This is a genomic window from Dysgonomonas mossii (genome assembly GCF_004569505.1).
Lineage (GTDB): Bacteria > Bacteroidota > Bacteroidia > Bacteroidales > Dysgonomonadaceae > Dysgonomonas.
Window position 1 is genome coordinate 259599 of record NZ_SPPK01000003.1, and the last position, 17419, is coordinate 277017.

Consider the following 17419-nt stretch of genomic DNA (forward strand, 5'->3'; position numbering starts at 1 on the left):
CACAATGCAGAATGTAACAATCATATTTAATAAGAAAATGAAAATGTCGGAGCTTATAGATGCCGACTACCACTTATTATTATTGCTCAATCGGTTAAATATTTCGCTTGGGTTCGGCGAAAAAAGTGTTGAGGCAGTTTGTAAAGAAAATGATTTCGATACAGATTGTTTCCTATTCCTTGCAAACTATCAATCAAATAAATGTATAACCAATATACAAGAGGTGTTCAGTAAATTGCCTCTTGCTCCGTTTCTCAGATACCTTAAAAATTCACACAGTTACTTTCTGGAAAGAAGGCTTCCGAATATTCGCCGTAAGCTTGAATTGGTTTTCCCCGAAACAGACAAAGCATTACAAACCGTTGTTCTTGATTTCTTCGACAATTATACCAAAGAAGTATTGGAGCATATGAGGTATGAGGATGATGTTGTTTTTCCTTATGTCTACTCTTTGATTGATAAAGATGCCAATAAGCAATACTCTATCAATATATTTGAAGAACGGCATAATGATATTGAGGGAAAAATAAATGACCTGAAACAGATATTGTTAAAGTACGTTCCGGGTACGACAGACCAGATGTTGATGGTAAATGTTCTTACCGAATTGTATATGTCCGAAGAGGAGCTCGAAGCGCATACCTTTATAGAAGACAATCTGGTTATTCCACGTGTAAAAGAAATAGAGAAAGAGCGCAAAAAGAAGTAATTACTCTTTCTTAAACCAACTACCCAAATCTTTTAAGTTGAATACTTTCCTCAATTTGAAGAAGGCATACAGTACGGAGGCGCATAATGTGATCCCTCCCAAATATTTGTATTGCGGGATATATATCACAATAAAGAATGTAATGCAAATCAGTATTAGATTAATCAGGATCATTGAAATGATCGTATTAGTCCATTTGAAATCTGAGAGCTTCCGTCCGATAATGTATACAAGAGGCAGATACACAATATAGGCAGCCAAATATGCGATTCCTGTTGCATCTAATCCATACAGCGGGTAGAGTATATATGCGGAGAGAAGATATACGCTATAATATGCGGCTTCTGACATAAAAAACACAAGTCCTTTATTTTTCACGAGCATAATAAAGGCTATTGGCCAGCTTAGTACTTTGAAGAATGAGCCTGTTACTTGCCAGCATAAGAGTGTATTCGCCCCCGAAAACTTTCCGGAATAGAGTACTGATAAAGCGAAGTCGGAGAACAGCATCATGCCTATAACAATAGGAGAAGCAATAATCAGTACGATATAGCTCTGTTCATTTATGAGTGCTTTCATTTTATCCTTTTCGCTCGCTATTGCCGAAAGACGAGGATAAAAGTCTGATCCCATTGATCTGAGTATGAGTGCAAGATATACATTTGTTATTGTCCATGCCGATTGAAATAGTCCGGCCGCTTCAATATCATCGGTTCGTGTGATGTATGCTCTGATGAGAAACATACTCACAGTACTTACAAGTCCTGCCGATACAATATAAATTCCAAGTTTTAGAGAGTTTAATCCTTCGTGGAAAGCTTCTTTATTTGAGATGTTAGCTTTCTCTATACTTTGTTTCTTGTAATAAAATTCAACACAGAGAAAAGATATTCCTCCCGATACGATAAAAGCAGGGATAATACCTTCCAGCCCGAACATAAAATATATAGGAATGGTGATAATTAAGCCTATTAAGCTACCCCATACAGCAGATTTTGCCATCTCGGGAATTTTACGCATCCCCTGTAATATGGTTGATTTGCCTGTTGTAAGTATTGCCAGAAATACGCAAATAGCCAAACCTGCAATTGGTAGAGTATATTTGTTGCTGTCGAATGCCCAAAGGCTAATCGGATAGCATAAGATGAGGCAAATGACAGAGCCTATGATTGCCGACCATTTGAACCAAATATTAAGGCGTGATATCACTCTATTGAAAGTTTTTGGGTCTTCTTTGGCTTCGGTTTCGGCTATGTCTTTTACTCCCGCAGTATCCAGTCCGAGGCTGAATCCCGATCGCATCATGTCTATGATAGACTGGTAGATGCCGATAATACCTATCCCCGTGGGGCCTAACAATATGGCAATAATCTTGGTTCGGATGATACCAATGAGAATAATCAATGCCTGAGATCCGCCAAAAATGGAGGTAGACTTTATTATCTGTTGATATGAAGATTTCGTGCTCAATGTTATGCTTTAAGGTTTGGTCTTTATTTCGAAGCTGTTTTTAATCGTCTCAAAGCTTTTGTTCAGACTATCTTTCGTGTCGCTTTGTATTATGATTAGATAGCTCATATTTCCTGCTTTAAGAGCGAACGTGTTTCCGTAAGATTTTTTAGAATCTCTAACGATCGTAAATTCAGAAGATAATGCATCATATTTGCCAAATTTGGATGGAATGATTTTCTCTGCTGAGTATTCAAACTTTGTTCTGTCTACATTTTTTTGATGCGTTTCTATTACTTCCTTTAAGTCTGTGCTTTTTTCTGTAAATGTTATAAATATAATGTTATTTCCTTCTTTTCCTTTTATAGAATATGATTCTCCGGGTAATTCGTTTGTTTCCACAGTCCAGCCATGTGGGTATTCGAAAAGTACCCCTTCATAAAAAAGTTTCTTTTCAACATTGCCGCTAATGCATGAAAGAAAACAAGTAATTAACCCTATGTTTAGCGCAAGAAAGAGAGCGGATCTGTTCATGTTACTTTTGATGAATGATTATGCAAATCTATTATTTTTTTACTGTTTTGCGCTAAATATCAATATCAAACGAAGATAAAATACATCGTTAATGTATTGTGGTTCTTAAATAATGTTCGGATTTCTGAGCTTTAAATATTAGTTGCATAGACAACATGTATTTGATAATCAATAAGATAATGTTCATTTTTAACATGGTTTCTTTTGAAACTAATAGATTCCTTATATCTTTGTGCCCAATTTTAATTAATTATATCAAATGAATATGAAGAAGACATTGGCTATTGCTGTTTTAGCCCTGTGTAGTACCTCGCATGTCTTTGCAGGAGGTATTCTTACCAATACGAATCAGAGTGCGCATTTCATCAGAATGGTTGCTCGTGACGCATCTGTGCAAATAGACGCCGCTTATACAAATCCTGCGGGGCTTGTAAAACTTAACGATGGTTTCCATTTTTCTTTTTCCAATCAGAGTGCTTTTCAAACAAGAACGATAACTTCCACTTTTGCTCCATTTGCAGGGTTTGGTGGCGATGCTACAAAAAGTTTTAAGGGAACAGCTTCAGCTCCGATCATTCCTAGTATTCAGGCTGCATACAAAAAAGGTAAATGGGTGCTTTCTGGAAATATTGCAGTGACAGGTGGCGGCGGTAAGGCTACATTTAATGATGGGTTGCCTTCTTTTGAATCAACTATATCAATGTTGCCCGGTTTACTTGCTGCGAGCGGAATCACCACAAATAACTATTCGGTAGATGCATATATGCGTGGTTCATCATTTATATATGGTGCTCAGATCGGAGGAAGTTATGCTATCAATAATATGTTTTCAGTATATGGCGGTTTTCGTCTTAATATAGTAAATAACAGGTACGAGGGACATTTGAGAAATATATCTTTTAACCCTCAACACCCGATGTTAAATCCTACAGGAGGCATGATGTCTGCTCAGACCTTTTTTAATGACGCTGCTTCGTTGGCGAAGGGAACTGCAGCAAATCTGAATCCTTTTATCGAAAGTGGAGCCGGTGCATACACTGTGGGGCAACTGATTACTGCAGGAAAGCTGTCGCAAGCGATGGCCGACCAACTAAGGGCTGGATTGAATATTGGCAATGCCGAGCAGTTTAATCAAATGCAGATACAGCAGGTTCAGGCTGGATATGTAATTGCAGGGCAGGCGTATGAAAATAATGCAAAAGCTGTAGCTGATAAAAATCTTGATTCATCACAATCCGGATGGGGTATATCTCCTATTCTTGGGTTCAACTTCAGCTATAATAACTTGAATGTCGGTATGAAATATGAGTTTCGTACAGCTCTCAACGTAGAGAATAAAACCAAAGTTGATGATACAGGCTTGTTTAAAGATGGAGTAAATACTCCTCACGATATTCCTGCTCTATTCACAGTGGGCGCTTCTTATCAGATTACCCCGAAACTATTGGCAAGTGTTGGTTATCACCACTTTTTCGACTCAGATGCTAAAATGGCAGACGATAAACAAAAGCATATAAACGGAGGTACAAATGAATATTTATTTGGAGCCGAATATAAAATAGACGACATGTTCTTGGTAAGTGCCGGAGGGCAAATCACCCGCTATGGTGTAAAAGATGAGTATCAGAGAGATTTAAGTTTCTCTATCAATTCATATTCTATAGGTTTAGGTGGTGCTGTAAATGTTGCCAAAAACGTTCTTATAAATGTAGGTTACTTCTGGACAACATATTCGGACTGGACAAAAGATAATCCAAAATATGTTGCAATACCAAATACCAACCCTCAGGCTTATCTTGCTGGAAAAGACGTATTCTCACGTACCAACAAGGTATTTGCTGCGGGAGTGGACTTTTCATTCTAACAGAAGCGTTTTATAAAAACTACGGAATTTTAGTGGCAAGATGGAATATTCAAGTTCCATCTTGCTTTTTTTGTTCAATTTTCTTTTCAAATATTTGTGTAATTAGCTGATTATGTCTACATTTGCAACCCGAATAATGCATGAAAAGGGCTTGTTCTGATGGCAATGTGTTGATTGTCATTCGAATAGTGTTCGTTTCTTGTGTTATTTGCTAATTAAATGTATAATTAAAAACTGAATTTAAAAAGTTCTAAAGATTAAAACAACATGCCTACAATTCAACAATTAGTAAGAAAAGGACGGGCGGTTTTGGTTGAAAAGAGTAAGTCTCGTGCATTGGATGCATGTCCTCAACGTAGAGGTGTTTGTATCCGTGTATATACAACAACTCCTAAGAAACCTAACTCAGCGATGCGTAAGGTAGCACGTGTGCGTTTAACAAATTCAAAAGAGGTGAATGCTTATATACCTGGAGAAGGTCACAATTTGCAGGAGCACTCAATTGTACTTGTTAGAGGTGGTCGTGTGAAAGACCTTCCGGGTGTTCGTTACCACATTGTACGTGGAACATTGGATACTGCAGGAGTAAATGGTCGTACACAACGCCGCTCTAAATACGGAGCAAAACGTCCTAAACCGGGAGCACCAGCGGCAGCTGCAGCTAAGGGTAAGAAAAAATAATTACCTGAGGCAATCCCTTTAACCGAGATTTTTAATTAAGTATTAAAACGGTTTAAGTTTATTGGATAGGCTATATATAGGTTGAGTAAATAGTTCGGCGGAACTTTTGAAGGCATCTAAAATTGGCAACCAAAAACAAAAACAAAATTTTTCAGTAAAAAAATGAGAAAAGCAAAACCAAAGAAAAGACAGATCCTACCGGATCCTGTTTTCGGTGATGTAAAGGTTACAAAGTTTGTTAACCACTTAATGTATGATGGTAAAAAATCTACTGCATTCGATATCTTCTATACTGCATTGGAGATCGTGAAGAAGAAATTACCAAACGACGAAAAAACTGCTCTCGAGATATGGAAAGCAGCTCTAGATAACGTAACTCCTCAAGTAGAAGTGAAGTCACGCCGTGTAGGTGGTGCAACATTTCAGGTTCCTACCGAAATTCGCCCAGACCGCAAAGAATCTATCTGTATGAAAAATCTTATCCTTTATGCTCGCAAGAGAGGTGGTAAGACTATGGCAGACAAATTAGGCGCAGAAATCTCAGATGCATACAACAATCAAGGAGGCGCATTCAAAAGAAAAGAAGATATGCATAGAATGGCTGAAGCTAACCGTGCATTCGCTCATTTCAGATTCTAACAAAAAGGAAGAGTTAAAAAACAATGGCAAAGGTTAATGACAGTTTAAAGAATACAAGAAATATAGGCATCATGGCGCACATCGATGCCGGTAAAACCACTACTTCTGAACGTATCCTGTTCTATACCGGTCTTACACATAAGATTGGAGAGGTACATGATGGCGCTGCCACTATGGACTGGATGGAGCAAGAGCAAGAAAGGGGTATTACTATTACATCTGCCGCTACCACAGCAAGCTGGAAGTATGACAATGAAATGTTTAAGATCAACTTGATCGATACTCCCGGACACGTTGACTTTACAGTAGAGGTAGAGCGTTCACTCCGTATTCTTGATGGGGCAATTGCTGCTTACGATGCAGTAAGTGGTGTTGAACCTCAGTCGGAAACAGTATGGCGTCAGGCTGACAAATACGATGTTCCTCGTATGTGTTATGTAAATAAAATGGACCGTTCGGGAGCAGATTTCTTTGAAGTGGTACGCCAAATAAAAGAAATGTTGAATGGTAACCCATGTCCGGTTCAGATTCCAATTGGAGCAGAAGAACACTTCAGAGGAATCATCGACCTTATCAAAATGAAGGCGATGTACTGGCATGATGAAACAATGGGTGCAGACTATGAGTTGGACGAAATTCCTTCCGAATATCTAGCTGAAGCTCAAGAGTGGAGAGAAAAAATGCTTGAAAAAGCTGCAGAATGTGATGAAACGTTGATGGAGAAATTCTTTGATGATCCGTCTTCAATCACAGAAGAAGAAATTATCGCAGCATTACGCATCGGTACTCTTTCTATGCAGATCAATCCAATGTTGTGTGGTTCTTCTTTCAAGAACAAAGGAGTTCAACCGTTATTGGATGCTGTATGTAAATTCTTGCCTAGCCCAATAGATACTGTAGCTATCGAAGGAACAGATCCAAGAACAGGTGCTACTATCGTTCGCCACCCAAGCCCAAGTGAGCCGATGGCTGCTTTGGCATTCAAAATCGCAACAGACCCATTCGTAGGACGTTTGTGTTTCTTCCGTGTTTACTCGGGAGAATTAGCAGCCGGATCGTATGTTTATAACAGCCGCTCTGAAAAGAAAGAACGTATCTCACGTTTGTTCCAGATGCACTCTAACAAGCAAAATCCGAAAGACGTAATTGGTTGTGGTGATATAGGTGCAGGTGTAGGATTTAAAGATATTCGTACAGGTGATACACTATGTGACGAAAACAATCCGATCGTACTTGAATCTATGGACTTCCCAGAACCGGTTATTGGTATCGCTGTTGAGCCGATCACTCAGAAAGATGTGGATAAATTGGCTACAGGATTAGGTAAGCTTGCTGAAGAAGATCCAACATTCCGTGTTCATACCGATCAGGATTCAGGTCAGACTATTATCGAAGGTATGGGTGAGCTTCACCTTGAAATTATCATCGACCGTCTGAAACGTGAGTTTAAGGTTGAATGTAATCAAGGTCGTCCTCAGGTATCATATAAAGAAGCAATTACTCAAACTGTTGATCTTCGCGAGGTTTACAAAAAACAAACCGGGGGTCGTGGTAAGTTTGCCGATATTATTGTTAAAGTTGGTCCAACAGATCCTGGATTTGAAGGAGAACTTCAATTTATCGATGAGGTGAAAGGTGGTAACGTTCCTAAGGAATTTATCCCTTCAGTTCAGAAAGGATTTGCTGCTGCAATGAAAAATGGTGTACTTGCAGGATATGCGCTAGATAAACTGAAAGTTGTTCTTATTGATGGTTCTTACCATACAGTGGACTCTGACCAGTTGTCATTCGAACTTTGTGCTAAGCTTGCTTTCAGAAATGCATGTGAGAAAGCCGGACCTACATTGCAAGAACCTATCATGAAACTGGAAGTAGTAACTCCGGAAGAAAGCATGGGTGATGTGATTTCTGACCTTAACAAACGTCGTGGTCAGGTAGAAGGTATGGAGTCTAGTCGTTCAGGTGCACGTATCGTGAAAGCTAAAGTGCCTTTGGCAGAAATGTTTGGATATGTGACTTCTTTGAGAACAATCACTTCGGGTAGAGCAACGTCAGCAATGACATTCTCTCATTACGAAGAAGTTTCGCCATCTATCGCACGTCAGGTATTAACTGAGGTTAAAGGTCGCGTTGATTTGATCAAATAACAAAAGAGACTGCAATTAGTAAATGACTCTTAATTGCAGTCTTTAATATTTTTATATAGAATTTATTTTAATAATTAACTAAAAACAAACGATGAGTCAGAAAATTAGAATTAAACTGAAATCGTACGATTACACATTGGTAGACAAGTCTGCTGAGAAAATCGTGAAAACAGTGAAAGCAACAGGTGCAGTAGTAAGCGGTCCAATTCCGTTGCCAACTCACAAACGTATTTTTACTGTAAACCGTTCAACTTTCGTAAACAAGAAATCTCGTGAGCAGTTCGAACTATCTTCTTATAAAAGATTGATCGATATCTACAGCTCAACAGCAAAAACTGTAGATGCACTCATGAAGCTGGAATTGCCAAGTGGTGTAGAAGTAGAAATCAAAGTTTGATGAAAATTTATATTAGTTTAAATAAATAATTTAGAGAAATGCCAGGATTATTAGGAAAGAAAATCGGAATGACATCCGTATTCAGTGCCGAGGGAAAAAATATTCCATGCACTGTTGTCGAAGTGGGTCCTTGTGTTGTTACTCAGGTTAAAACATCTGAAAAAGATGGTTACGAGGCTGTACAGGTAGGCTTTGTTGAAAAGAAAGACAAACATACCAGCAAGCCCGAAATCGGACATTTCAAGAAAGCCGGGGTTGCACCTCAAAGACACTTGGCCGAGTTCAAGTATGAAGAGAAATACAATCTAGGAGACGTTATTACAGTAGACGGAATGTTCTCAATGGACGACCCTTTTATTGACGTAACTGGAGTGTCGAAAGGTAAAGGTTTCCAAGGGGTTGTTAAACGCCATGGTTTCCGTGGGGTAGGTGAAGCTACTCTAGGACAGCATAACCGTCTTCGTGCTCCGGGTTCTATCGGAGCTTGTTCGTACCCTGCAAAGGTGTTTAAAGGAACAAGAATGGGTGGTCAGATGGGTAACAAACAAGTTACTGTTCAAAACCTTGTGATTATTAAAATAATTCCGGAACATAATCTTTTGTTAATAAAAGGTTCAGTACCGGGAAGTAAAGGTTCAATCGTTAGAATAGAAAGATAATGGAACTGAGTGTATTAGATAAAAACGGTAAAGAAACCGGTAAAAAAGTAGCGTTGAACGATGCTATTTATGCAATTGAGCCTAACGATCATGTTCTTTGGTTGGACGTGAAGCTATATCTTGCGAATCAACGTCAAGGTACTCACAAGACTAAAGAAAGAAGTGAGATGTCGGGAAGTACACGTAAGTTGATCCGTCAGAAAGGTGGAGGTGGTGCTCGCCGTGGTGATATCAATTCACCTGTATTGGTTGGTGGAGCACGTGTATTTGGTCCAAAACCAAGAGACTATGGCTTCAAATTGAACAAAAAAGTAAGAGTACTTGCACGTAAATCTGCCCTTGCTGCTAAAGCAAAAGAAAATCAAATATTGGTAGTTGAAGACTTGTCTTTCGACTCTCCAAAAACTAAGGATTTTGTAGCATTGGCTAAAAATTTGCAAGTGGCTGATAAAAAGATACTTCTAGTTTTGCCAGACCAAAATAAAAATGTATATTTGTCGGCTCGTAATTTAGAAAGAGTAAAAGTTGTAAAAGCTTCTGATTTAAATACTTACTCAATACTTAACTGTACAAGTCTAGTATTGGCTGAGTCTTCGGTTGCTATTATAGATAATCTTTTATTAAAAGCATAAGGAGAGAATACTATGGGAATTTTGATAAAACCAATTTTAACAGAAAAGCAAACCGCGATTTCAGAAAAGTTTCCGAATCGTTACGGTTTTCGTGTTGCTCCAGGTGCAAACAAAGTGGAGATTAAGAACGCAGTAGAAGAGCTTTATGGCGTAACAGTTAAGTCTGTAAATACAATTAACTACTCCGGAAAGCTAAAAAGCCGTTACACAAAAGCTGGTGTGATAAAAGGTAAAACTCCTGCATTCAAGAAAGCAATAATCACCCTGAAAGAAGGTGAAAGTATAGACTTTTTTAGTAATATCTAAATAAAAAATGGCAGTACGTAAATTAAAGCCCACAACACCGGGGCAGAGACACAAAATTATTGGTACATTCCAAGAAATCACTGCAAGTGTACCAGAAAAATCCCTTGTAGTCGGTAAAAAAGCGTCTGGTGGCCGTAACAATACCGGTAAGATGACTATGCGTTATCTCGGCGGCGGTCATAAGAGAAAATTCAGGCTCATAGACTTCAAGAGAACGAAAGACGGAATTCCAGCCACTGTAAAAACAATCGAATATGATCCGAACCGTTCGGCTCGTATCGCTTTGTTGTATTATGTAGACGGAGCTAAAACTTATATCTTAGCACCAGAAGGTTTGGAAGTAGGTCAAACAGTGGTATCCGGAGCTGATGCTGCTCCTGAGGTTGGTAATGCATTGCCTTTGGCAAAAATTCCAATCGGTACAGTTGTTCATAATATCGAACTTCGTCCTGGTCAGGGAGCTAAAATGGTTCGTTCGGCAGGTGCTTTTGCTCAGTTAACTTCTCGCGAAGGAAACTACGCAATCATAAGAATGCCTTCAGGCGAAACACGTAAGATCCTTGCAACATGCAAAGCTACTATCGGTAGCGTAGGAAACTCAGATCACGGACTAGAGAAATCAGGTAAAGCCGGTCGTTCTCGTTGGCTTGGCCGCCGTCCTCACAACCGAGGTGTAGTAATGAACCCTGTCGATCACCCAATGGGTGGTGGTGAAGGTCGTGCTTCAGGAGGTCACCCACGTTCACGTAAAGGATTGTACGCTAAGGGTCTCAAAACTAGAGCTCCTAAGAAACATTCTTCTAAGTACATAATCGAAAGAAGAAAAAAATAATAACCTGATTAATCAATAGAAAATTATGAGTCGTTCGTTAAAAAAAGGCCCGTATATTAATGTTAAGCTTGAGAAAAAAGTCTTGGCCATGAATGAGTCAGGTAAGAAAGCTGTGGTTAAGACATGGGCAAGAGCTTCAATGATATCCCCCGACTTTGTAGGCCATACTATTGCTGTTCACAACGGAAATAAATTTATTCCTGTATATGTGACAGAAAATATGGTAGGACACAAGTTAGGAGAATTCTCTCTTACACGTACATTCCGTGGACACGGAGGTAATAAGAAAAAATAATTGGAGCAGAAGCCAGTAAATTAATAAAAAGTAAACATTAAAATGGGTAAAAGAAAACATATAGTAGCTGAAGCAAGAAAAGAAGCTAAAAAGACTATTGCTTTCGCCAAGCTGAATGATGTTCCTACTTCTCCACGCAAAATGCGCCTTGTTGTCGACATGATACGTGGAATGGAAGCATTTAGGGCTCTTGGTGTATTGAAATACTCAAATAAAGAAGCTGCTGCAAGAATAGAAAAATTGTTACGCTCTGCTATCGCCAACTGGGAAGCAAAAAATGAGCGTAAAGCAGAAAGTGGAGAGTTGTATGTATCATTGGTAAACGTAGATGGTGGAGCCATGCTGAAAAGAATGCGTCCAGCTCCGCAGGGAAGAGGTTACAGAATACGTAAACGTTCAAATCATGTGACCCTTCACGTAGATACACTTAATAAAGAAAATCAAAATTAATTAGCAGATGGGACAAAAAGTTAATCCAATAGCAAATCGTTTAGGTATCATCCGTGGATGGGATTCTAATTGGTATGGAGGCAAAAGATATGGAAATACTTTGTTGGAAGACAGCAAAATCCGTAAATATCTGAATGCCCGTCTGGCTAAAGCTAGTGTATCTCGCATCGTTATCGAAAGAACTTTGAAACTTGTAACTATCACAGTTTGTACAGCTCGTCCGGGTATCATCATCGGTAAAGGCGGACAAGAAGTAGACAAGCTGAAAGAAGAGTTGAAGAAGATTACAGATAAAGATATCCAAATCAACATTTTTGAAATCAAAAAACCAGAGTTGGACGCAGTTATCGTTGCCAACAATGTAGCCCGTCAGGTAGAAGGTAAAATCGCTTACCGTCGTGCTATCAAAATGGCAATTGCTTCAACAATGAGAATGGGTGCAGAAGGTATCAAAATTCAAATATCAGGTCGTCTGAATGGCGCAGAAATGGCTCGTTCCGAAATGTACAAAGAAGGACGTACACCACTTCATACATTCCGTGCCGATATTGATTATGCACATGCCGAAGCACTAACAAAAGTTGGTTTGATTGGTATTAAAGTATGGATTTGCCGTGGAGAAGTTTACGGTAAGAAAGACCTTGCTCCTTCATTCACAGCTGCCAAAGATGGTGGACACTCTGGTAACAGAGGTGGAGATAACCGTCGCAACGACAGAGGTGACCAAGGAAAAGGTTTCAAGAGAAATAAGAGAAAGTAATTAAAAAACGTTTGAAGTAAAATGTTACAACCGAAGAAAACAAAATTCAGAAGACAGCAAAAAGGTCGTATGAAAGGCATTGCTCAAAGAGGGCATGAATTGGCTTTCGGTTCATTTGGCATCAAAACCCTGGAAAACAAATGGATCACAGGACGCCAAATCGAAGCGGCTCGTATTGCAGTAACTCGTTACATGCAGCGTCAAGGACAAGTTTGGGTTAGAATTTTCCCTGACAAACCTATCACAAAGAAACCTGCCGAAGTACGTATGGGTAAAGGTAAGGGATCGCCGGAAGGTTTCGTTGCACCCGTTACACCAGGAAGAATCATATTCGAAATCGAAGGTGTATCTTATGATGTGGCAAAAGAAGCATTGCGCCTAGCAGCACAAAAGCTTCCTGTGACTACAAAATTTGTAGTTCGCAGAGATTATGACTTAACTCAAAACGCTTAAGAAGTATGAAAATTGCAGAAGTAAGAGAGCTTTCGGACAAAGAATTGAATGAAAGACTAGATGCTGAAAAAACAGCGTTAGACCAAATGGTGTTAAACCACAGTGTATCTCCATTGGACAATCCGACTAAGATTAAAGAAAAACGTCGCGATATCGCACGTTTCCTTACAGAGTTGCGCCAAAGAGAACTAAAAAAATAATTAAGAGCTGATGGAAACGAGAAATTTAAGAAAAGAAAGATTCGGGGTCGTTTTCAGTAACAAGATGGATAAAACCATCACTGTGGCTGTAAAATGGAAAGAAAAACACCCTATTTATGGAAAATTCGTTAACAAAACGAAGAAATATCACGCTCACGACGAAAAGAACGAGTGCAACATTGGCGACACAGTACGTATTATGGAAACTCGTCCGTTGAGTAAAACAAAGAGATGGAGATTAATAGAAATAATCGAAAGGGCTAAATAATTATGATACAACAAGAATCAAGACTAGTAGTTACTGATAACAGTGGAGCTAGAGAATGCTTATGTATCCGCGTATTAGGCGGTACAAGAAGACGTTATGCGTCTGTAGGGGATGTGATTGTGGTTGCTATCAAGAATGTAATCCCTTCGAGTGATATTAAGAAAGGTGCTGTAACAAAAGCAATGATCGTACGTACAAAAAAAGAGATCCGTCGTCCCGATGGTTCTTACATACGTTTCGACGATAATGCTTGTGTATTGCTAAACGCAGCAGGTGATATCAGAGGAAGCCGTATTTTCGGACCGGTTGCCCGCGAACTTCGCGCAACAAACATGAAAATCGTTTCATTGGCACCAGAGGTACTATAATTCAAAAAACTAAAAAGCAATGAGTAAATTACATATCAAAAAAGGCGATATAGTTTATGTGAATACTGGTGTCGATAAAGGAAAAACCGGTCGTGTGTTGAGAGTCTTTGTAGAAAAACAACGCGCTATCGTAGAAGGCCTTAACATGGTATCGAAACATACTAAGCCTAATGCTAAAAGTCCTCAAGGAGGAATTGAAAAGAAAGAAGCTGCTATCCATATCTCTAACCTGAACGTAGTAGACCCTAAAACAGGAAAACCTACACGTGTGGGCCGTAAAGAAGTAGATGGTAAGCTAGTACGTTACGCTAAAAAATCAGGGGAGGAAATTAAATAATGAGCAATACAACAACTCTTAAGACTGAATATAAAGACCGTATTGTTGCTTCTTTGATGACAGAATTCGGTTATAAGTCAACAATGCAGGTGCCTGTGTTGAAGAAAATAGTTATCAACCAAGGTCTTGGTCTTGCAGTTGCAGATAAGAAAATTATCGAAACAGCAGTTAACGAAATCTCAACTATCACAGGTCAAAAAGCTGTTGCGACATACTCTAAAAAGGATATCTCTAACTTTAAGTTGCGTCGTAAGATGCCGATTGGTGTAATGGTAACATTGCGTAACGAAAAGATGTATGAATTCCTTGAAAGACTTGTACGTGTAGCACTTCCTCGTATTCGTGACTTTAAAGGTATCGAAAGTAAGCTTGACGGACGTGGAAACTATACACTAGGTATCGAAGAGCAAATTATCTTCCCGGAAATTAATATCGACAACATTAGCCGTATTTTGGGAATGAATATTACCTTTGTAACTTCTGCAAAAACAGATGAAGAAGGTTATGCTTTACTTAGAGAGTTCGGATTACCATTTAAAAACGCAAAAAAAGAATTGATATAAGATGGCAAAAGAATCAATGAAAGCTCGCGAGGTAAAAAGAGCTAAACTGGTTGCTAAATTTGCAGCTAAAAGAGCGCAGTTGAAAGCCGATGGCGATTACGAAGCGTTACAAGCTCTACCTAAGAATGCTTCACCTGTACGTCTGCACAATCGTTGCAGCCTTACAGGTCGTCCAAAAGGGTATATTCGCCAGTTTGGAATTTCCCGTATCCAATTTAGGGAAATGGCTTCTAAGGGGTTAATACCGGGAGTTAAAAAAGCAAGTTGGTAAGAAATTATTTTAGTATAGAATTAAATATTGTTCCGGTTGCGGAATTAATTTAAATCAATTTAAACATGACAGATCCAATAGCAGATTATTTGACGCGTGTTAGAAACGCTATCATGGCTGGACACAGAGTTGTAGAAATTCCGGCGTCAAATTTGAAGAGAGAAATTACAAAAATTCTCATGGAAAAGGGCTACATCCTTAATTATAAGTTTGTAGACGAGGGTCCTCAAGGTTCAATTAAGATTGCCTTGAAGTATGATCCGGTAAATAAAGTAAACGCGATTAAGAAATTAATCCGCGTATCGTCTCCAGGTCTACGTAAATACGTAGGGTATAAAGAAATGCCTCGTGTCCTTAACGGACTCGGTATAGCTGTAGTATCTACCTCTAAAGGAGTGATGACAGACAAGGAAGCTCGCGAACTGAAAGTTGGTGGCGAAGTAATGTGTTATGTTTATTAATTAAGAGGGAGGATAGAAAGTTATGTCAAGAATAGGAAAATTACCCGTAAATCTTCCGGCCGGAGTAACAGTTACTGTTGGCAAGGATAACGTAATTACAGTAAAAGGACCTAAAGGGGAACTATCGCAAGAAATTAATTCTGATATCAAAGTCTCTGTTGAAGACGGATTGTTGTCTGTGACACGTCCTTCTGATGATAGAATTCATCGTGCGTTACATGGTCTTTACAGATCATTGATTAACAACATGGTTATTGGCGTTTCTGAAGGATATCGCAAAGAGTTGGAATTAGTAGGGGTTGGTTATCGTGCATCGAATGCAGATCAGCTTTTGGAATTATCTTTAGGATTTACACACAACATCCACATGATGTTGCCTCCTGAAGTGAAACTGGAAACTAAATCGGAGAGAAACAAAAACCCTCTAATTATACTAGAATCTTGTGATAAACAGCTGATTGGTCAGATTTGTGCAAAAATCCGCTCATTCCGTAAACCGGAACCTTACAAAGGTAAAGGTATACGCTTTGTTGGTGAGGTTATTCGTCGCAAGTCAGGTAAGGCCGCAGGTAAATAATTCATAAACTGTAGTAATCATGGTAACAAAGACAGAAAGAAGAAATAAAATAAAGATGCGTGTACGTGGCAAGATCCACGGAACAAGCGAACGTCCACGCCTGACTGTATTCAGAAGCAACAAGCAAATTTATGCGCAAGTTATCGACGATTTGACAGGTAAAACTTTGGCGGCAGCATCTTCTCTGAAAATATCAGAGAAAGCTCCTAAAAAAGAAATAGCTGCTAAAGTTGGTGAACTTATCGCTAAAAGTGCTCAAGAAGCTGGTATTACAACTGTGGTATTCGACCGTAACGGTTACCTGTATCATGGTAGAATTAAAGAATTGGCAGATGCTGCCCGTAACGGTGGACTTAAATTTTAATAGAAATGGCAGGAGTTAACAATAGAGTAAAATCGACAAACGACATCGAGCTAAAAGATAGACTAGTAGCTATCAACCGTGTTACTAAAGTAACAAAGGGAGGTCGTACATTCAGCTTTGCCGCTATCGTAGTTGTAGGTAATGAAGATGGTATCGTAGGCTGGGGCCTAGGTAAAGCGGGTGAAGTAACTACAGCCATTGCTAAAGGAGTTGAAGCTGCAAAGAAAAACCTTATCAAAGTTCCAATTCTTAAAGGAACAGTTCCTCACGAGCAAATCGCTCGTTTCGGTGGATCTGAAGTTATGCTTCGTCCTGCTGCTCCCGGTACCGGGGTTAAGGCAGGGGGTGCGATGCGTGCCGTACTTGAGAGTGTAGGAGTAACAGATGTATTGGCTAAGTCGAAAGGTTCGTCTAACCCTCACAACCTTGTGAAGGCTACTATCGAAGCTTTGGGCGAATTGAGAGATGCTTACACTGTAGCTCAGAATAGAGGTATTTCTATGGAAAAAGTGTTTAAAGGTTAATTTGCAAAGAAAAAACTATTATGGCAAAAATTAAAATTAAACAAGTAAAGAGCAGAATCAAATGTCCTAAAGACCAAAAGATGACATTAGACGCTTTGGGTCTTAGAAAGTTGAATCGTGTTGTAGAGCATGAAGACACACCGTCTATCAGAGGTATGATCAACAAGGTGAGCCATCTGGTTTCTGTTGTCGAGTAATTTAGTTTAGTAAGATAAAAAAATATAAAATATGAGTTTATCAAATATGAGACCTGCTGAAGGATCAACTAAAACCGGAAAGAGAATCGGACGTGGTACCGGATCTGGTTTAGGTGGTACTTCCACAAGAGGTCATAAAGGAGCTAAGTCCAGATCAGGTTATTCCAGAAAGTTTGGATTCGAAGGAGGTCAGATGCCGATTCAACGTCGTTTGCCTAAATTCGGTTTCAAAAACATTAACCGTGTTGAATACAAAGCTATCAACCTGGATGTTTTACAACGTTTAGCTGATGCTAAGAAACTTACTAAGATCGATGTTCAAACATTGATCGAAGCCGGTTTCCTATCAGGTAATCAATTAGTAAAGATACTTGGAAACGGAGCCCTTACAGCTAAAGTTGATGTAGAAGCACATGCCTTCTCTAAGTCAGCAGAAGCAGCTATTGAGGCTATAGGTGGAACAGTAACAAAACTGAAGTAAG

Annotated in this window: 28 protein-coding genes; 26 read left to right on the top strand and 2 right to left on the bottom strand. The window is 39.2% G+C overall.

What is annotated here, in order from left to right:
* The first annotated feature begins 4 nt into the window (after positions 1-4).
* Complete coding sequence (locus tag E4T88_RS11070; RefSeq protein ID WP_006841778.1) at positions 5-709, top strand: hemerythrin domain-containing protein; 705 nt, start codon at positions 5-7, stop codon at positions 707-709.
* On the opposite strand, the gene E4T88_RS11075 is transcribed toward E4T88_RS11070, so the two are convergent.
* Together E4T88_RS11075 and E4T88_RS11080 are read right to left on the bottom strand one after the other, a co-directional pair.
* Complete coding sequence (locus E4T88_RS11075; RefSeq protein WP_135105504.1) at positions 710-2179, bottom strand: oligosaccharide flippase family protein; 1470 nt, start codon at positions 2177-2179, stop codon at positions 710-712.
* A gap of 9 nt (positions 2180-2188) precedes the next feature.
* Complete coding sequence (locus tag E4T88_RS11080) at positions 2189-2692, bottom strand: hypothetical protein (protein WP_135105505.1); 504 nt, start codon at positions 2690-2692, stop codon at positions 2189-2191.
* A gap of 265 nt (positions 2693-2957) precedes the next feature.
* On the opposite strand from E4T88_RS11080, the gene E4T88_RS11085 reads away from it, so the two are divergent.
* From E4T88_RS11085 to rplO, 25 genes are all read left to right on the top strand, one after another.
* On the top strand, positions 2958-4556 hold the full coding sequence (locus E4T88_RS11085) for an aromatic hydrocarbon degradation protein (protein WP_438358876.1): 1599 nt from the start codon (positions 2958-2960) through the stop codon (positions 4554-4556).
* A 267-nt stretch (positions 4557-4823) separates the two neighbouring features.
* Positions 4824-5237, top strand: a complete 414-nt coding sequence (rpsL, locus tag E4T88_RS11090; protein ID WP_006841782.1) for a 30S ribosomal protein S12 — start codon at positions 4824-4826, stop codon at positions 5235-5237.
* A 162-nt stretch (positions 5238-5399) separates the two neighbouring features.
* Positions 5400-5876 carry a 30S ribosomal protein S7 gene (rpsG, locus tag E4T88_RS11095; RefSeq protein WP_006841783.1) on the top strand — a complete coding sequence of 159 codons (477 nt, stop codon included), beginning with the start codon at positions 5400-5402 and terminating at the stop codon, positions 5874-5876.
* Positions 5877-5899: 23 nt separating this feature from the next.
* Positions 5900-8023 carry an elongation factor G gene (fusA, locus tag E4T88_RS11100; RefSeq protein WP_135105507.1) on the top strand — a complete coding sequence of 708 codons (2124 nt, stop codon included), beginning with the start codon at positions 5900-5902 and terminating at the stop codon, positions 8021-8023.
* Between the two features lie 91 nt (positions 8024-8114).
* On the top strand, positions 8115-8420 hold the full coding sequence (gene rpsJ, locus E4T88_RS11105; RefSeq protein ID WP_006841785.1) for a 30S ribosomal protein S10: 306 nt from the start codon (positions 8115-8117) through the stop codon (positions 8418-8420).
* Between the two features lie 38 nt (positions 8421-8458).
* Positions 8459-9079, top strand: coding sequence for a 50S ribosomal protein L3 (gene rplC / locus E4T88_RS11110; protein ID WP_135105508.1), 621 nt, complete (start codon positions 8459-8461; stop codon positions 9077-9079).
* Positions 9079-9711 (top strand): 50S ribosomal protein L4, encoded by a 633-nt coding sequence (rplD, locus tag E4T88_RS11115; RefSeq protein ID WP_135105509.1) that lies wholly within the window; start codon positions 9079-9081, stop codon positions 9709-9711. Before rplC ends, rplD begins: the two co-directional genes overlap by 1 nt.
* Before the next feature lie 12 nt (positions 9712-9723).
* Entirely contained in the window at positions 9724-10017 is a 294-nt protein-coding gene (gene rplW, locus E4T88_RS11120) for a 50S ribosomal protein L23 (protein ID WP_135105510.1), read from the top strand.
* 7 nt (positions 10018-10024) lie between these two features.
* On the top strand, positions 10025-10849 hold the full coding sequence (rplB, locus tag E4T88_RS11125) for a 50S ribosomal protein L2 (RefSeq protein ID WP_135105511.1): 825 nt from the start codon (positions 10025-10027) through the stop codon (positions 10847-10849).
* Positions 10850-10874: 25 nt separating this feature from the next.
* Entirely contained in the window at positions 10875-11144 is a 270-nt protein-coding gene (rpsS, locus tag E4T88_RS11130; protein ID WP_006800257.1) for a 30S ribosomal protein S19, read from the top strand.
* A 42-nt stretch (positions 11145-11186) separates the two neighbouring features.
* Entirely contained in the window at positions 11187-11594 is a 408-nt protein-coding gene (rplV, locus tag E4T88_RS11135; RefSeq protein WP_006841790.1) for a 50S ribosomal protein L22, read from the top strand.
* A gap of 7 nt (positions 11595-11601) precedes the next feature.
* Entirely contained in the window at positions 11602-12354 is a 753-nt protein-coding gene (rpsC, locus tag E4T88_RS11140) for a 30S ribosomal protein S3 (RefSeq protein ID WP_006841791.1), read from the top strand.
* Between the two features lie 21 nt (positions 12355-12375).
* Positions 12376-12807, top strand: coding sequence for a 50S ribosomal protein L16 (rplP, locus tag E4T88_RS11145; protein ID WP_006841792.1), 432 nt, complete (start codon positions 12376-12378; stop codon positions 12805-12807).
* A gap of 5 nt (positions 12808-12812) precedes the next feature.
* Positions 12813-13007, top strand: a complete 195-nt coding sequence (gene rpmC / locus E4T88_RS11150) for a 50S ribosomal protein L29 (protein WP_135105512.1) — start codon at positions 12813-12815, stop codon at positions 13005-13007.
* Between the two features lie 10 nt (positions 13008-13017).
* On the top strand, positions 13018-13275 hold the full coding sequence (gene rpsQ / locus E4T88_RS11155) for a 30S ribosomal protein S17 (protein WP_006800252.1): 258 nt from the start codon (positions 13018-13020) through the stop codon (positions 13273-13275).
* Positions 13276-13277: 2 nt separating this feature from the next.
* Positions 13278-13643: a 50S ribosomal protein L14 gene (gene rplN, locus E4T88_RS11160; protein ID WP_135105513.1), complete on the top strand. Its 366-nt coding sequence runs from the start codon at positions 13278-13280 to the stop codon at positions 13641-13643.
* Between the two features lie 19 nt (positions 13644-13662).
* Positions 13663-13980, top strand: coding sequence for a 50S ribosomal protein L24 (gene rplX / locus E4T88_RS11165; RefSeq protein WP_006841795.1), 318 nt, complete (start codon positions 13663-13665; stop codon positions 13978-13980).
* On the top strand, positions 13980-14543 hold the full coding sequence (gene rplE, locus E4T88_RS11170; protein ID WP_006841796.1) for a 50S ribosomal protein L5: 564 nt from the start codon (positions 13980-13982) through the stop codon (positions 14541-14543). The genes rplX and rplE overlap by 1 nt, the downstream gene beginning before the upstream one ends.
* Before the next feature lies 1 nt (position 14544).
* Positions 14545-14814: a 30S ribosomal protein S14 gene (gene rpsN / locus E4T88_RS11175; RefSeq protein WP_135105514.1), complete on the top strand. Its 270-nt coding sequence runs from the start codon at positions 14545-14547 to the stop codon at positions 14812-14814.
* Positions 14815-14879: 65 nt separating this feature from the next.
* Complete coding sequence (gene rpsH / locus E4T88_RS11180) at positions 14880-15275, top strand: 30S ribosomal protein S8 (RefSeq protein ID WP_135105515.1); 396 nt, start codon at positions 14880-14882, stop codon at positions 15273-15275.
* A 22-nt stretch (positions 15276-15297) separates the two neighbouring features.
* A complete protein-coding gene (gene rplF / locus E4T88_RS11185; RefSeq protein WP_135105516.1) occupies positions 15298-15852 on the top strand; it encodes a 50S ribosomal protein L6 in 555 nt (184 codons plus the stop codon).
* A 19-nt stretch (positions 15853-15871) separates the two neighbouring features.
* Positions 15872-16216: a 50S ribosomal protein L18 gene (gene rplR / locus E4T88_RS11190; RefSeq protein WP_135105517.1), complete on the top strand. Its 345-nt coding sequence runs from the start codon at positions 15872-15874 to the stop codon at positions 16214-16216.
* A 5-nt stretch (positions 16217-16221) separates the two neighbouring features.
* Positions 16222-16740: a 30S ribosomal protein S5 gene (rpsE, locus tag E4T88_RS11195; protein WP_006841801.1), complete on the top strand. Its 519-nt coding sequence runs from the start codon at positions 16222-16224 to the stop codon at positions 16738-16740.
* A 20-nt stretch (positions 16741-16760) separates the two neighbouring features.
* On the top strand, positions 16761-16937 hold the full coding sequence (gene rpmD, locus E4T88_RS11200) for a 50S ribosomal protein L30 (protein WP_135105518.1): 177 nt from the start codon (positions 16761-16763) through the stop codon (positions 16935-16937).
* A gap of 31 nt (positions 16938-16968) precedes the next feature.
* Positions 16969-17418 carry a 50S ribosomal protein L15 gene (rplO, locus tag E4T88_RS11205; RefSeq protein ID WP_135105519.1) on the top strand — a complete coding sequence of 150 codons (450 nt, stop codon included), beginning with the start codon at positions 16969-16971 and terminating at the stop codon, positions 17416-17418.
* The last annotated feature ends 1 nt before the right edge of the window (position 17419 follow it).

What these genes read in the sequence shown, in the direction of transcription:
- E4T88_RS11070 (WP_006841778.1), top strand. Translation starts at nt 5, where the DNA reads ATGCAGAATGTAACAATCATATTTAATAAGAAAATGAAAATGTCGGAG.
- E4T88_RS11080 (WP_135105505.1), bottom strand. Translation starts at nt 2,692, where the DNA reads ATGAACAGATCCGCTCTCTTTCTTGCGCTAAACATAGGGTTAATTACT.
- E4T88_RS11085 (WP_438358876.1), top strand. Translation starts at nt 2,958, where the DNA reads ATGAAGAAGACATTGGCTATTGCTGTTTTAGCCCTGTGTAGTACCTCG.
- rpsL (WP_006841782.1), top strand. Translation starts at nt 4,824, where the DNA reads ATGCCTACAATTCAACAATTAGTAAGAAAAGGACGGGCGGTTTTGGTT.
- rpsG (WP_006841783.1), top strand. Translation starts at nt 5,400, where the DNA reads ATGAGAAAAGCAAAACCAAAGAAAAGACAGATCCTACCGGATCCTGTT.
- fusA (WP_135105507.1), top strand. Translation starts at nt 5,900, where the DNA reads ATGGCAAAGGTTAATGACAGTTTAAAGAATACAAGAAATATAGGCATC.
- rpsJ (WP_006841785.1), top strand. Translation starts at nt 8,115, where the DNA reads ATGAGTCAGAAAATTAGAATTAAACTGAAATCGTACGATTACACATTG.
- rplC (WP_135105508.1), top strand. Translation starts at nt 8,459, where the DNA reads ATGCCAGGATTATTAGGAAAGAAAATCGGAATGACATCCGTATTCAGT.
- rplD (WP_135105509.1), top strand. Translation starts at nt 9,079, where the DNA reads ATGGAACTGAGTGTATTAGATAAAAACGGTAAAGAAACCGGTAAAAAA.
- rplW (WP_135105510.1), top strand. Translation starts at nt 9,724, where the DNA reads ATGGGAATTTTGATAAAACCAATTTTAACAGAAAAGCAAACCGCGATT.
- rplB (WP_135105511.1), top strand. Translation starts at nt 10,025, where the DNA reads ATGGCAGTACGTAAATTAAAGCCCACAACACCGGGGCAGAGACACAAA.
- rpsS (WP_006800257.1), top strand. Translation starts at nt 10,875, where the DNA reads ATGAGTCGTTCGTTAAAAAAAGGCCCGTATATTAATGTTAAGCTTGAG.
- rplV (WP_006841790.1), top strand. Translation starts at nt 11,187, where the DNA reads ATGGGTAAAAGAAAACATATAGTAGCTGAAGCAAGAAAAGAAGCTAAA.
- rpsC (WP_006841791.1), top strand. Translation starts at nt 11,602, where the DNA reads ATGGGACAAAAAGTTAATCCAATAGCAAATCGTTTAGGTATCATCCGT.
- rplP (WP_006841792.1), top strand. Translation starts at nt 12,376, where the DNA reads ATGTTACAACCGAAGAAAACAAAATTCAGAAGACAGCAAAAAGGTCGT.
- rpmC (WP_135105512.1), top strand. Translation starts at nt 12,813, where the DNA reads ATGAAAATTGCAGAAGTAAGAGAGCTTTCGGACAAAGAATTGAATGAA.
- rpsQ (WP_006800252.1), top strand. Translation starts at nt 13,018, where the DNA reads ATGGAAACGAGAAATTTAAGAAAAGAAAGATTCGGGGTCGTTTTCAGT.
- rplN (WP_135105513.1), top strand. Translation starts at nt 13,278, where the DNA reads ATGATACAACAAGAATCAAGACTAGTAGTTACTGATAACAGTGGAGCT.
- rplX (WP_006841795.1), top strand. Translation starts at nt 13,663, where the DNA reads ATGAGTAAATTACATATCAAAAAAGGCGATATAGTTTATGTGAATACT.
- rplE (WP_006841796.1), top strand. Translation starts at nt 13,980, where the DNA reads ATGAGCAATACAACAACTCTTAAGACTGAATATAAAGACCGTATTGTT.
- rpsN (WP_135105514.1), top strand. Translation starts at nt 14,545, where the DNA reads ATGGCAAAAGAATCAATGAAAGCTCGCGAGGTAAAAAGAGCTAAACTG.
- rpsH (WP_135105515.1), top strand. Translation starts at nt 14,880, where the DNA reads ATGACAGATCCAATAGCAGATTATTTGACGCGTGTTAGAAACGCTATC.
- rplF (WP_135105516.1), top strand. Translation starts at nt 15,298, where the DNA reads ATGTCAAGAATAGGAAAATTACCCGTAAATCTTCCGGCCGGAGTAACA.
- rplR (WP_135105517.1), top strand. Translation starts at nt 15,872, where the DNA reads ATGGTAACAAAGACAGAAAGAAGAAATAAAATAAAGATGCGTGTACGT.
- rpsE (WP_006841801.1), top strand. Translation starts at nt 16,222, where the DNA reads ATGGCAGGAGTTAACAATAGAGTAAAATCGACAAACGACATCGAGCTA.
- rpmD (WP_135105518.1), top strand. Translation starts at nt 16,761, where the DNA reads ATGGCAAAAATTAAAATTAAACAAGTAAAGAGCAGAATCAAATGTCCT.
- rplO (WP_135105519.1), top strand. Translation starts at nt 16,969, where the DNA reads ATGAGTTTATCAAATATGAGACCTGCTGAAGGATCAACTAAAACCGGA.